Genomic DNA, 12,957 nt, shown 5'->3' with positions numbered 1-12,957 from the left:
GGTAGATGTCGCAATCCACACCGAGCCAGAAGGCCCTCACTCATTTCAAGATCACATCACCGTGAACCCCGTCACCAACCTCCGTGGTCAATACAGCTAGGGCCTGTCCGGCGGATCTTGCCGGGAGCCGCGCCGGACGGGTGTGCGGCGGCAGAAGCGGTCCGGCGTCCTGGATACCATGGGGAGGCCGGATGGGCAGATCCGTTCGGCCGCCCGGCGCAGCTCTCCCAGGCCGCCGGTGAAACTTCCCCGGTGAGATCGGAGCGGTCCGGAAGGCCATGCTCAACAAATACGCGCGTGCCTTCTTCACACGTGTCCTGACGCCGTTCGCCGCTCTGCTGCTGCGCTGGGGGGTGAGCCCGGACGCGGTGACCCTGGTCGGTACGGCCGGCTCGGTGGCCGGCGCACTGGTCTTCTTCCCCCGCGGCCAGTTCTTCTGGGGCACCATCACGATCACCCTCTTCATCTTCTCGGACCTGGTGGACGGCAACATGGCCCGGCAGGCCGGGACGTCCAACAAGTGGGGGGCGTTCCTGGACTCCACGCTGGACCGGGTCGCCGACGCGGCGATCTTCGGCGGGCTGGCGCTCTGGTACGCGGGCAAGGGCGACAACGACCTGCTCTGCGCGGTCTCGGTGCTCTGCCTGGCGAGCGGCCAGGTGGTGTCGTACACCAAGGCACGGGCGGAGAGCCTGGGGCTGCCGTGCGACGTCTCCGGGCTGGTGGAGCGGGCCGAGCGGCTGGTGGTCAGCCTGGTCGCGGCCGGGGTCGCGGGGCTGCACCTGTTCGGGGTGCCGTACGTGGAGTGGCTGCTGCCGGTGGCGCTCTGGCTGGTCGCGGTGGGCAGTGTGATCACGGTGATGCAGCGGATGCTGACGGTGCGCCGGGAGGCGTTCGAGGCGGCGGCCGTCGCCCGGGAGAGCTGAGGGCGGACGGATGCGCGAGAAGCTGGTCGAGAGCGGGTACGCGGCGGGGTGGGCCACCCTCAAGCTGCTGCCGGAGCCGGTGGTGCGGGTGCTGGGTGACCAGCTCGCGGACGCCACCTGGCGCCGCCAGGGCAAGGGGGTGCGGCAGCTGGAGGCAAACCTGGCCCGGGTGCGCCCCGGCTCGTCGGCGGCCGAGCTGCGCGCGCTGTCACGCGCCGGGATGCGCTCCTACCTGCGGTACTGGATGGAGTCGTTCCGGCTGCCGGTGTGGAGTGACCGGAAGATCTCCGACCGGATCCAGGTGGACGGCATCGAGTACCTGACCACGGCGCTGGCCGAGGGACGCGGCGCGGTGATAGCGCTGCCGCACATGGCCAACTGGGACCTGGCCGGCGCGTGGGTGGTGCGCCACCTGGGCATCAGCTTCACCACCGTCGCCGAGCGACTGAAGCCCGAGTCGCTCTTCGACCGTTTCGTGGCCTACCGCGAGGGTCTGGGCATGGAGGTCCTGGCGCTGACCGGGAGCGGGGGCTCGGTGTTCGGGACGCTGGCCCGGCGGCTGCGCGAGGGCCGGATGGTCTGCCTGGTCGGCGACCGCGACCTGTCGGACGCCGGGCTGCCGGTGCGGTTCTTCGGGGAGACCACCAAGATGCCGGCCGGTCCGGCGGTGCTGGCCCAGCGCACCGGTGCCGCGCTGCTGCCGGTCACCCTCTGGTACGACGGCCCGGTGATGCGGGCGACCATCCACCCGCCGATCGAGCCGGGGGAGGGCGCGGACCGGGGCGCCGTCACCCGGGAGATGACGCAGCGGTTGGCGGACGTCTGGGCGGAGGGGATCGCTCGGCACCCGCAGGACTGGCACATGCTGCAGCGGTTCTGGCTGGCGGACCTGCCGGCCGCCCGGTCGGCCTCGGCCTCGGCGGCGAACCCGCAGCCGAGCACGCGCGGCTAGCCGACGGAGGGGTTTCCACGTGAAGATCGGCATCGTCTGCCCGTACGACTGGGACGTGCCCGGCGGGGTGCAGTTCCACATCCGGGACCTGGCCGAGCACCTGATCGAGCTGGGGCACAAGGTCTCGGTGCTGGCACCGGCGGAGGACGACTCGGCGCTGCCGTCCTACGTGGTCTCGGCCGGGCGCGCGGTGGCCGTGCCGTACAACGGCTCGGTGGCGCGGCTCAGCTTCGGGATCATCTCGGCGGCCCGGGTGCGGCGCTGGCTGCACGACGGCGACTTCGACATCCTGCACGTGCACGAGCCGGCCTCGCCGAGCCTGTCGATGCTGGCCGCCTGGTCGGCGACCGGGCCGATGGTGGCCACCTTCCACACCTCGAACCCGCGCTCGCGGGCGATGATCGCGGCCTCGCCGATCCTGCAGCCGGCGCTGGAGAAGATCAGCGCGCGGATCGCGGTGAGCGAGTACGCCCGGCGCACCCTGGTGGAGCACCTGGGCGGGGACGCGGTGGTGATCCCGAACGGGGTGGACGTCTCGTTCTTCGCCGACGCGGAGGCCGAGCCGCGCTGGACCGGCGACACCATAGGGTTCATCGGCCGGATCAACGAGCCGCGCAAGGGACTGCCCACCCTGCTGGCCGCGCTGCCGGCGATCCTGGCGGCCCGTCCGGAGGTGCGGCTGCTGGTCGCGGGCAAGGGCGACGAGGAGGAGGCGGTGGCCGGGCTGGCGCCCGAGGTGCGCGCCCGGGTGGAGTTCCTCGGCATGGTGAGCGACCGGGACAAGGCCCGGCTGCTGCGCAGCGTCGACCTGTACGTGGCGCCGAACACCGGCGGGGAGAGCTTCGGGATCATCCTGGTCGAGGCGATGTCGGCGGCCGCGCCGGTGCTGGCCAGCGATCTGGACGCGTTCGCGCAGGTGCTGGACGGGGGGCAGGCGGGCGAGCTGTTCCCGGTGGAGGACGCGGACGCGCTGGCGGCGGCGGCGATCCGGCTGCTGGGCGATCCGCAGCGGTTGGCCGAGCTGCGGGTGGCGGCCGCCCGGCACGTGCGGCGGTTCGACTGGAAGACGGTGGGCGCGGACATCCTCGCGGTCTACGAGACGGTGACGGACGGCACGGGCGTGTCCGGTGGGGTCCGCGAGGACGAGCGGACCGGCTGGCGCGGCCGGTTGGGGCTGGCCCGCGACCAGTCGGGAGCCCGGTAGCGTAGCGCCCCGTGACTGACTGGATCTGGGCCGCCGTGGCCGTGGTGCTCTTCGCCGTCTACCTGAGCTGGACGGCGGGCCGGCTCGACCGGCTGCACGCGCGGATCGACACCGCGCGGGCCGCGCTGGACGCCCAACTGCTGCGCCGGGCCTCGGTCGCGCAGGAGTTGGCCACCTCCTCGGTGCTCGACCCGGCGACCTCGATCGTGCTGTACCAGGCCTCGCACGCGGCCCGGCAGGCGGACGAGGAGCAGCGTGAGGTGGCCGAGAGCGAGTTGAGCCAGGCGCTGCGGGCGGTCTTCGCCGAGCCGGAGCAGGTGGCGGTGGTGCGGGCGGCGCCGGGCGGGGAGGAGGCGTTGCGCGATCTCACCTCGGCGGTGCGCCGGGTGCCGATGGCGCGGCGGTTCCACAACGACGCGGTGCGGGCGGCCCGCGCGGTGCGGATCCACCGGCTGGTGCGGTACTTCCGGCTGGCCGGTCGGGCACCGTTCCCGATGGCCTTCGAGATGGACGACGAGCCGCCGGCGGCCCTGGTGCCGCAGGGTTCGCCTGCGTAGTTCCGTTGGTTTCCGGCCTCTTTGTCGATTCCGGGCGGCCGGTCTGGACCGGGTGGCGCAACAATCGCCCAGATGTACGGCCTACGATAGGGCGATAGCACCGGTTCGTCTTCGAGTGAGGTCTTACGTGTCCACCACCACTCCCGCTTCCGCCGACCAGCCGCAGATCGGAACCGCCCGGGTCAAGCGCGGCATGGCCGAGCAGCTCAAGGGCGGTGTGATCATGGACGTGGTCAACGCCGAGCAGGCCAAGATCGCCGAGGATGCCGGTGCCGTCGCCGTCATGGCGCTCGAGCGCGTGCCGGCCGACATCCGCAAGGACGGCGGCGTGGCCCGGATGTCCGACCCGGACATGATCGACGGCATCATCAACGCGGTCTCCATCCCGGTGATGGCGAAGTCCCGGATCGGCCACTTCGTCGAGGCCCAGGTCCTGCAGGCGCTCGGCGTCGACTACATCGACGAGTCCGAGGTGCTGACCCCGGCCGACGAGGTCAACCACTCCGACAAGTGGGCGTTCACCACCCCCTTCGTCTGTGGCGCCACTAACCTGGGCGAGGCCCTGCGCCGGATCGCCGAGGGCGCGGCCATGATCCGCTCCAAGGGCGAGGCCGGCACCGGCAACGTGGTCGAGGCGGTCCGCCACATGCGCCAGATCAACGCCGACATCCGCCGCCTGACCACGCTCGACGAGAACGAGCTGTACGTCGCGGCCAAGAACCTGCAGGCCCCGTACGAGCTGGTCAAGGAGGTCGCGCAGCTGGGCAAGCTCCCGGTCGTGCTGTTCTCCGCCGGCGGCGTGGCCACCCCGGCCGACGCGGCCCTGATGATGCAGCTCGGCGCCGAGGGCGTCTTCGTCGGCTCCGGCATCTTCAAGTCCGGCGACCCGGCCAAGCGTGCCGCCGCCGTGGTGAAGGCCACCACCTTCTTCGACGACCCGAAGGTGATCGCGGACGTCTCCCGCGGTCTGGGTGAGGCCATGGTCGGCATCAACTGCGACACCCTGCCCGAGACCGAGCGCTACGCCAACCGCGGCTGGTAGTTCGCGCCCTCCGGTCCGCCGCGTGCGTCTGCGCGGCGGACCGTCGTGCGTGTTCCCGCGCGGGTGTCCCCGCGACGCCTCCGAAGATCCGAAGAAGCCGTAAGAAGGTAGTCACCGTGTCCACTCCAGTCATCGGCGTTCTGGCCCTGCAGGGCGATGTCCGCGAGCACCTGATCGCGCTCGCCGAGGCGGACGCCCTGGCCCGCCCGGTCCGCCGCCCCGAGGAGCTGGCCGAGGTCGACGCCGTGGTGATCCCCGGTGGCGAGTCCACCACCATGTCCAACCTGGCGCTGGCCTTCGGCCTGATGGAGCCGCTGCGCGAGCGGGTGGCCGCCGGGATGCCGGTCTACGGCTCCTGCGCGGGCATGATCATGCTGGCCGACAAGATCCTGGACGGCCGGGAGGACCAGCAGACCGTCGGCGGCATCGACATGACGGTGCGCCGCAACGCCTTCGGGCGGCAGAACGAGTCCTTCGAGTCCGAGATCGCCTTCAAGGGGTTCGAGGGCGCGCCGGTGCACGGCGTCTTCATCCGCGCGCCCTGGGTCGAGTCGGTCGGCGCGGGCGTCGAGGTGCTGGCCGAGCTGCCGGCCGCGGACGGTGCGGAGAGCCGGATCGTGGCGGTTCGCCAGGGCAACCTGCTGGCGACCTCGTTCCACCCGGAGCTGACCGGCGACCACCGGGTGCACGAGTTCTTCGTGCGTCTCGTGGAGAGCGCCGCGCTCTGACCGATGCCGGGTGTCCTGCCCGACACCGGTAAGATCTCCGTTGTTTCATTTCCCTTTGGCGACGTAAAGGAGCTGGTGATGTCCGGCCACTCTAAGTGGGCTACCACCAAGCACAAGAAGGCCGTGATCGACGCCAAGCGCGGCAAGCTCTTCGCCAAGATGATCAAGAACATCGAGGTGGCGGCGCGGACCGGTGGCGGCGACCCGGCCGGCAACCCGACGCTCTACGACGCCATCCAGAAGGCCAAGAAGAGCTCGGTCCCGATCGACAACATCAACCGGGCCGTCAAGCGCGGCTCGGGCGCCGAGGCCGGCGGGGCCGACTACTCGACGATCATGTACGAGGGTTACGGCCCGAACGGTGTCGCGGTGCTGATCGAGTGCCTCACCGACAACCGCAACCGCGCCGCCTCCGACGTGCGCGTCGCGATGACCCGCAACGGTGGCTCGATGGCCGACCCGGGCTCGGTGTCGTACATGTTCTCCCGCAAGGGCGTCGTGATCGTCCCGAAGAGCGACGGCGTGGACGAGGACAAGGTCCTCGAGGTCGTGCTGGAGGCCGGGGCCGACGTCGAGGAGGTCAACGACCTGGGCGACTCGCTGGAGGTGATCTCCGAGGCCGCCAACATGGTCGCGGTGCGCACCGCGCTGGTCGACGGCGGGCTCGACTACGACTCGGCGGACGCCAACTTCGTGCCCAGCGTGCAGGTCGAGCTGGACGTGGACGGCGCGCGCAAGATCCTCAAGCTGATCGACGCGCTGGAGGACAGCGACGACGTGCAGAACGTCTTCGCCAACTTCGACATCTCCGACGAGGTCGGCGCGCAGCTCGACGCCGAGTGACACAGGCGCCGAACCGGCCCGGTGGTCCCGTGGGACCGCCGGGCCGGTGTCGTTGGTGCCGCTGTCGGACCCGACCGCTAGCCTCGGGACCGGCGGAATCCGCCTGAGGGCGCGATGAAGGGTGGGAGTGTGCGGGTACTGGGTGTGGACCCGGGGCTGACCAGGTGCGGCGTCGGCGTGGTCGACGGCGCGCCGGGCCGTCCGCTGCGGATGGCCGGGGTCGGCGTGGTGCGCACCCCCGCCGAGGAGGAGATCCCGCGCCGGCTGCTGGCGATCGAGGCCGGGCTGGAGCAGTGGATCGACACCCACCGCCCGGACGTGGTCGCCATCGAGCGGGTCTTCGCCCAGCACAACGTGCGGACCGTGATGGGCACCGCGCAGGCCAGCGCGGTCGCCATGCTCTGCGCCACCCGGCGCGGGATACCGGTGGTACTGCACACCCCCAGCGAGGTCAAGGCCGCCGTCACCGGCTCCGGCCGCGCCGACAAGGCGCAGGTCACCGCCATGGTCACCCGGCTGCTGCGGTTGACCGAGGCGCCGAAGCCGGCGGACGCCGCCGACGCGCTGGCGCTGGCCATCTGTCACATCTGGCGCGGTACGGCGACCGACAAGATCGCCGCCGCGCTGGCCCGTACCACCGCAAGTCCCGCCGCCCGCAAGGAGTACCGCCCGTGATCGCGTTCGTCCAGGGCCCGGTCGCCGCCCTCACCGCCGGCACCGCCGTCGTCGAGGTCGGCGGGGTCGGCCTCGCCGTGCAGTGCACCCCCACCACCCTGGCGGGGCTGCGGCTGGGCGAGCCGGCCCGGCTGGCCACCTCGATGGTGGTCCGCGAGGACTCGCTCACCCTCTACGGCTTCGCCGACGACGACGAGCGCGCCACCTTCGAGGTGCTGCAGGCCGCGCCGGGGGTCGGTCCCCGGCTCGCACAGGCGATCCTCGGCGTGCACAGCCCCGACGCGCTGCGCCTGGCGGTGGCCGGTGGCGACGAGAAGGCGCTGATCGCGGTGCCCGGGATCGGCAAGGCCAAGGCGCAGAAACTGCTGCTGGAGTACAAGGACAAGCTCGGCGCGCCGCTCGGCGCGGTGCCGGCCCAGAAGCCGCTGGCCGCCAGCGGTCCGGCGCCCTGGAGCGAGCAGTTGCACGCGGCGCTGGTCGGCCTCGGCTACGCTCCGCGCGAGGCCGACGAGGCGGTCGCGGCGGTCACGCCGGAGGCCGAGGCGCAGTCGAGCACCGACGTCGGTGCGCTGCTGCGGCTGGCGCTGCGCGGCCTCAACCGCACCCGGTAGCCACCCCACCCCGTCACTCCGACGCTTCATCACTTTGTCGATTTGGAGCCCGCCCTGATGACCCCGTACGACTCCGACCCCGCCGAGCGGCTGGTCGCTTCCGCCGCCGACGGTGAGGACCAGGCGGTCGAGGCGGCGCTGCGCCCCCGGCAGCTCGACGAGTTCATCGGCCAGGAGCGGGTCCGCGAACAGCTCTCGCTGGTGCTGCAGGCCGCCCGGCAGCGTGGTTCGTCCCCGGACCACGTGCTGCTCAGCGGCCCGCCCGGGCTCGGCAAGACCACGCTCTCGATGATCATCGCGGCCGAGCTGAACGCACCGATCCGGATCACCTCCGGCCCGGCCATCCAGCACGCCGGCGACCTGGCGGCGATCCTCTCCTCGCTCAGCGAGGGGGAGGTGCTCTTCCTCGACGAGATCCACCGGATGTCCCGGCCGGCCGAGGAGATGCTCTACATGGCGATGGAGGACTTCCGGGTCGACGTGATCGTCGGCAAGGGTCCGGGGGCCACCGCGATCCCGCTGGACCTGCCGCGGTTCACCCTGGTCGGTGCCACCACCCGGGCCGGGCTGCTGCCGCCGCCGCTGCGCGACCGGTTCGGATTCACCGGGCACATGGAGTTCTACGCCGCCGCCGAGCTGCAGCGGGTGGTGCACCGCTCGGCCGCGCTGCTGGACGTCGAGATCGACCCGGCCGGCGCCGCGGAGATCGCCGGGCGCTCGCGCGGCACGCCGCGGATCGCCAACCGGCTGCTGCGCCGGGTCCGGGACTACGCCCAGGTCCGGCACGACGGCCAGGTCACCCGGGAGATCGCCGCGCAGGCGCTCGAGGTCTACGAGGTGGACGAGCGCGGTCTGGACCGGCTGGACCGGGCGGTGCTGGGCGCGCTGCTGCGACTGTTCGGCGGCGGCCCGGTGGGGCTGTCCACCCTGGCGGTCGCGGTGGGGGAGGAGGCCGAGACGGTCGAGGAGGTCGCCGAGCCGTTCCTGGTCCGGGAGGGTCTGCTGGCCCGTACTCCGCGCGGGCGAATCGCCACCGCCGCGGCCTGGCAGCACCTCGGGCTGACCCCGCCGACGCAGCAGCCGGCCGGCCGGACCGCGCTGCCCGGGCAGCCGGAGTTGTTCACTCCGGCCGCGGTGCCGGAACGACCCGCCGCAGAGTGAGCATGCCAAGGACTCGCCACCTTCGGCGGCAGGATGCGATGCTTGGCGTTGTCCGATCAGAGCGGGTCTCCTAGACTTCGCCGGACCGTCCCGTATCACCCGGCGGGTCGACCATCTCCGCTAGGCCGCTCCCCGGTGGCTTGTAAAGGACGCAGTCAGCTGTGAATTTCATCATTCTTCTCCTCCCCATCGCCGCGATTTTCCTGATGTTCCGGTCGCAGAAGAAGCGGCAGCAGCAGCAGCAGTCGATGCAGTCGGCCATGGAACCGGGTTCGGCGGTGCGCACCATCGGGGGCATGTACGCGCTGGTCAAGTCCGTCAATGACGCCACCGTGGAGCTGGAGATCGCGCCGGGCGTGGTGACCTACTTCACCAAGAGCGCGATCGCCGCGGTGATCGACCCGCAGGAGTACGACGAGATCATCAACGGCCGCCCCGAGGAGGGTGAGCCGGAGCTCGCCGACGCCGAGCTCGGTGAGGACGAGGAGCCGACCGACGAGCCGGTCAGCTTCGAAAAGGGCGAGAGCGACAAGCCCGCCGACAAGTAATCACGGATCGGAACACCATCCGCCCCGCGCGAGCGGGGTCATCCGTAGTACGGACGGTCTGCAGCACCTCACGGTTGTCCGCGGTTTACACTGCCGCTTGCCCCACCGGGTAGGCGGCAGTCGGCCGACGGCATGGGACAGGGAGAAACGAGCAAGGTGGCAACACCCAAGTCGCGTCCGCGCGACGGTTACCCCGGACGGGCACTGGCCCTCATCCTGGTGGTCACCGTCGGCCTGGTCGCCCTCATGTTCGGGACGGGCCACACCACGCCTCGCCTCGGGATCGACCTCGCGGGCGGTACCAGCATCACGCTGACCGCCAAGTCGAAGGACAAGGCCGCGATCAACCAGTCCAACATGGACATCGCGGTCGGGATCATCCAGAAGCGTGTCAACGGTATGGGCGTCTCCGAGGCGGAGGTCCAGACCCAGGGCAGCGACAACATCATCGTCAACATCCCCAAGGGCGGGGACCAGCAGTCGGCGGCCAACCAGGTCGGTACGACTGCCCAGCTGTACTTCCGCCCGGTGTTGGCGACGGCTCCCACGGGCGTGACCGCTCCTCCCGCCTCCAGCAGCCCGAGCCCCTCCGGCAAGCCGTCCGGTTCCGCCTCGCCCAGTGGCTCGGCGTCCCCCTCGGCCTCCGCGAGCGGCAGCCCCAGCGCGAGCGCCAGTGCCTCCGCCAGTGCCTCGAATGCCGGGCGGGCCGTCTCGCAGGGCCTGCTGGCCGCTGACGCGAGCAGCCCGTCGGCCGCCGCGAGCATCCCGCCGTCGGCCTCGGCCTCGTCCTCCCCCAGCGGGAGCGCCGCGCCGAGCCCGTCCGCCAGTGCCTCCGCCCCGAGCGCCGCGGACCTCTCCAACGCGATGACCCAGGGCACCCCGCCGCCGGACGTCGCGGCCAAGTTCGCCGCGCTGGACTGCTCGAACGCGGCGCAGCGGATCGACTACCAGACGGCCCCCAACCAGGACGCCGTGGCCTGCAGCTACGACAAGGAGCAGGGCACCTGGTACAAGTTCGCGCTCGGCCCGGTCGCCATCAACGGCTCGGACGTCAACAAGGCCACCGCCGGCTTCGACACCCAGAACGCCTCCGGCTGGGAGGTCCAGCTGGGCTTCAACGACGCGGGTTCCAAGGCCTTCGCCGCCACCACCGGCCAGCTGGCCACCCAGCAGTCCCCGGCCAACCAGTTCGCCATCGTGCTGGACGGCCAGGTCGTCTCGCACCCGTACGTGTCGAGCGCGATCGCCGGCGGCAACGCGGTGATCTCCGGCAGCTTCAGCCAGGACGAGGCCACCAGCCTGGCCAACGTGCTCAGCTACGGCGCCCTGCCGCTCAGCTTCGACAAGAGCGACCAGACCACGGTCTCCCCGCAGCTCGGCGGTGACCAGCTGCACGCCGGTCTGCTCGCCGGCGCGATCGGCCTGCTGCTGGTGGTGCTCTACTCGCTGATCTACTACCGCGGCCTCGGTCTGGTCAGCATCGCCGGCCTGGTGGTCTCGGCGATCCTCACCTACACGATCATGTGCCTGCTCGGTGCGGGGATCGGCTTCGCGCTGAACCTCCCGGCGGTCTGCGGCGCGATCGTGGCGATCGGTATCACAGCGGACTCGTTCATCGTGTACTTCGAACGCATCCGCGACGAGGTCCGCGACGGTGCCCAGCTGCGTCCGGCCGTGCAGCGTGCCTGGCCGCGCGCCCGCCGCACCATCCTGGTCTCCGACTTCGTGTCGTTCCTCTGTGCCACCGTGCTGTACGTGGTATCGGTGGGCAAGGTGCAGGGCTTCGCCTTCACCCTCGGCCTGACCACCGTGCTCGACATCGTGGTGATCTTCCTCTTCACCAAGCCGATGATCACCCTGCTGGCCCGGCGGAAGTTCTTCGCCAGCGGTCACCCGTGGTCCGGCCTGGACCCGAAGCGCCTGGGCGCCCGCCCGCCGGTGCGCGGCCGTCGCCGCACCGCCGCCACCACCGCCGCCGTGAAGGAGGCCTGACGCCATGTCACGCTTCGGCAACCTCGGCCACCGTCTCTACCAGGGCGAGGTCAGCTTCGACTTCGTCAACCGGCGCAAGCTCTGGTACAGCATCTCCGCGGTCATCGCGGCAGCCGCCATCTTCGGGCTCAGCGTGATCGGGCTGCACCTGAGCATCGACTTCAAGGGCGGCTCGGTCTACACCGTGCAGAAGCCCGGGCTGACCGTCGCCCAGGCGCAGGACGAGGCCAACAAGATCACCGGTGACTCGACCGCGGTCGTGCAGTCGACCGCCGACGGCCAGATCCGGATCCAGGTCAGCTCGACGGAGAAGGTCAGCACCGACTCCTTCGTCAACCAGCTCGCCGCTGACCTGAAGATCCCGAGCAACGACGTCAACGCCCAGGTGGTCGGCCCGAGCTGGGGCCAGCAGATCTCCCAGAAGGCGCTGCTCGGTCTGATCATCTTCATGGTGCTGGTGACCGCCTACCTGGCGATCGCCTTCGAGTGGCGGATGGCACTGGCCGCGCTGGTCGCGCTGATCCACGACCTGGTGATCACCATCGGCGTCTACGCGCTGGTCGGGTTCCAGGTCTCGCCCGGTACGGTGATCGGCTTCCTGACCATCCTCGGGTACTCGCTCTACGACACGGTCGTCGTCTTCGACACCGTGAAGGAGAACACCAAGAACCTGGAGAAGCAGAACAAGCTGACCTACAGCGAGGCGGCCAACCACGGCCTGAACCAGACCCTGGTGCGGTCCATCAACACCACCGTGGTCGCCCTGCTGCCGGTCACCGCGCTGCTCTTCATCGGTGGCGGCATCCTCGGTGCCGGCGACCTGAACGACATCTCGCTGGCGCTCTTCGTCGGCCTCGCCGCCGGTGCCTACTCCTCCATCTGCGTCGCCACCCCGCTGCTCGCGCAGCTCAAGGAGCAGTCGCCGGAGATGCGGGCGCTGGCCAAGCGGGTCGCCCAGCGGCGGGCCGCGGACGCCAAGGCGGCGGACGCCGCCGGGCAGCGTGACGAGTCGGCCGAGGACGAGGCCGGCGACGTGATCGAGGACAGTGTCGCGGCCGGCCTGGTCGGCCAGCGCAACCAGCCGGTCGGACGGGCCCGCGGCAAGGGCCGCCCGTCCGGCAAGCGCTGAGAACCGAAGGAAACCCGTGAACACCACTGACACCGCCCTCGCCGAGCTGCTGAACAGCAGGATCCGGGACGTCCCGGACTACCCGAAGCCGGGTGTGCTGTTCAAGGACATCGCTCCGCTGCTCGCCGACCCCGAGGCCTTCTCGGCGCTCACCCGGGCGCTGGCGGACCGGGCGAAGGAGCTGGGCGCGACCAAGGTGGTCGGCCTGGAGGCGCGCGGCTTCGTGCTGGCCGCCCCGGCCGCCTTCGCGGCGGGCCTCGGCTTCGTGCCGATCCGCAAGAAGGGCAAGCTGCCCGGCGAGGTCTTCGCCCAGACGTACGACCTGGAGTACGGCACCGCCACCCTGGAGGTGCAGTGCGACGCCTTCGAGCCGGGCGAGCGCGTCCTGGTGGTCGACGACGTGCTGGCCACCGGCGGCACCATCGCCGCCTCGCTGGACCTGGTCCAGCGCACCGGTGCCCAGCTGGTCGGCGTGGTCGTGCTGATGGAGCTGGGCTTCCTGGACGGCCGGGAGCGGCTCGTCCCGCACCTGGCCGGGGCGCCGCTGGAGACCCTGGTGACGGTCTGAACCGGTTCTGAACCACCCGAG

Annotated in this window: 14 protein-coding genes; all 14 read left to right on the top strand. The window is 71.2% G+C overall.

Going from position 1 to position 12,957, the window contains the following annotated elements; genetic code table 11:
• The first annotated feature begins 278 nt into the window (after window positions 1-278).
• The 14 genes from pgsA (at window position 279) to ACIGXM_RS28960 (ending at window position 12,936) form a co-directional block, all read left to right on the top strand.
• A complete protein-coding gene (pgsA, locus tag ACIGXM_RS29025; protein WP_396565964.1) occupies window positions 279-926 on the top strand; it encodes a phosphatidylinositol phosphate synthase in 648 nt (215 codons plus the stop codon).
• Between the two features lie 10 nt (window positions 927-936).
• Complete coding sequence (locus ACIGXM_RS29020) at window positions 937-1,878, top strand: phosphatidylinositol mannoside acyltransferase (protein WP_396565962.1); 942 nt, start codon at window positions 937-939, stop codon at window positions 1,876-1,878.
• 19 nt (window positions 1,879-1,897) lie between these two features.
• Entirely contained in the window at window positions 1,898-3,082 is a 1,185-nt protein-coding gene (locus tag ACIGXM_RS29015) for a glycosyltransferase family 4 protein (RefSeq protein WP_396565960.1), read from the top strand.
• 11 nt (window positions 3,083-3,093) lie between these two features.
• Window positions 3,094-3,639, top strand: coding sequence for a hypothetical protein (locus ACIGXM_RS29010; protein ID WP_396565958.1), 546 nt, complete (start codon window positions 3,094-3,096; stop codon window positions 3,637-3,639).
• Between the two features lie 127 nt (window positions 3,640-3,766).
• Window positions 3,767-4,681 carry a pyridoxal 5'-phosphate synthase lyase subunit PdxS gene (gene pdxS, locus ACIGXM_RS29005; protein WP_396565956.1) on the top strand — a complete coding sequence of 305 codons (915 nt, stop codon included), beginning with the start codon at window positions 3,767-3,769 and terminating at the stop codon, window positions 4,679-4,681.
• A gap of 116 nt (window positions 4,682-4,797) precedes the next feature.
• Complete coding sequence (pdxT, locus tag ACIGXM_RS29000) at window positions 4,798-5,409, top strand: pyridoxal 5'-phosphate synthase glutaminase subunit PdxT (RefSeq protein WP_396565954.1); 612 nt, start codon at window positions 4,798-4,800, stop codon at window positions 5,407-5,409.
• 78 nt (window positions 5,410-5,487) lie between these two features.
• Window positions 5,488-6,252, top strand: coding sequence for a YebC/PmpR family DNA-binding transcriptional regulator (locus ACIGXM_RS28995; protein ID WP_396565952.1), 765 nt, complete (start codon window positions 5,488-5,490; stop codon window positions 6,250-6,252).
• A 129-nt stretch (window positions 6,253-6,381) separates the two neighbouring features.
• Entirely contained in the window at window positions 6,382-6,927 is a 546-nt protein-coding gene (gene ruvC / locus ACIGXM_RS28990) for a crossover junction endodeoxyribonuclease RuvC (protein WP_396565950.1), read from the top strand.
• Window positions 6,924-7,538 (top strand): Holliday junction branch migration protein RuvA, encoded by a 615-nt coding sequence (ruvA, locus tag ACIGXM_RS28985; RefSeq protein WP_396565948.1) that lies wholly within the window; start codon window positions 6,924-6,926, stop codon window positions 7,536-7,538. Before ruvC ends, ruvA begins: the two co-directional genes overlap by 4 nt.
• A gap of 57 nt (window positions 7,539-7,595) precedes the next feature.
• Window positions 7,596-8,699, top strand: a complete 1,104-nt coding sequence (gene ruvB, locus ACIGXM_RS28980) for a Holliday junction branch migration DNA helicase RuvB (protein WP_396565946.1) — start codon at window positions 7,596-7,598, stop codon at window positions 8,697-8,699.
• Window positions 8,700-8,860: 161 nt separating this feature from the next.
• Window positions 8,861-9,247, top strand: coding sequence for a preprotein translocase subunit YajC (gene yajC, locus ACIGXM_RS28975; protein ID WP_396565944.1), 387 nt, complete (start codon window positions 8,861-8,863; stop codon window positions 9,245-9,247).
• Between the two features lie 156 nt (window positions 9,248-9,403).
• On the top strand, window positions 9,404-11,239 hold the full coding sequence (secD, locus tag ACIGXM_RS28970) for a protein translocase subunit SecD (RefSeq protein WP_396565942.1): 1,836 nt from the start codon (window positions 9,404-9,406) through the stop codon (window positions 11,237-11,239).
• A gap of 4 nt (window positions 11,240-11,243) precedes the next feature.
• Entirely contained in the window at window positions 11,244-12,368 is a 1,125-nt protein-coding gene (gene secF / locus ACIGXM_RS28965; protein ID WP_396565940.1) for a protein translocase subunit SecF, read from the top strand.
• Between the two features lie 16 nt (window positions 12,369-12,384).
• Entirely contained in the window at window positions 12,385-12,936 is a 552-nt protein-coding gene (locus ACIGXM_RS28960; protein ID WP_396565938.1) for an adenine phosphoribosyltransferase, read from the top strand.
• The last annotated feature ends 21 nt before the right edge of the window (window positions 12,937-12,957 follow it).

The organism is Kitasatospora sp. NPDC052896, from assembly GCF_044547075.1.
Lineage (GTDB): Bacteria > Actinomycetota > Actinomycetes > Streptomycetales > Streptomycetaceae > Kitasatospora.
This window is presented reverse-complemented; position numbering and strand designations above follow the sequence as displayed.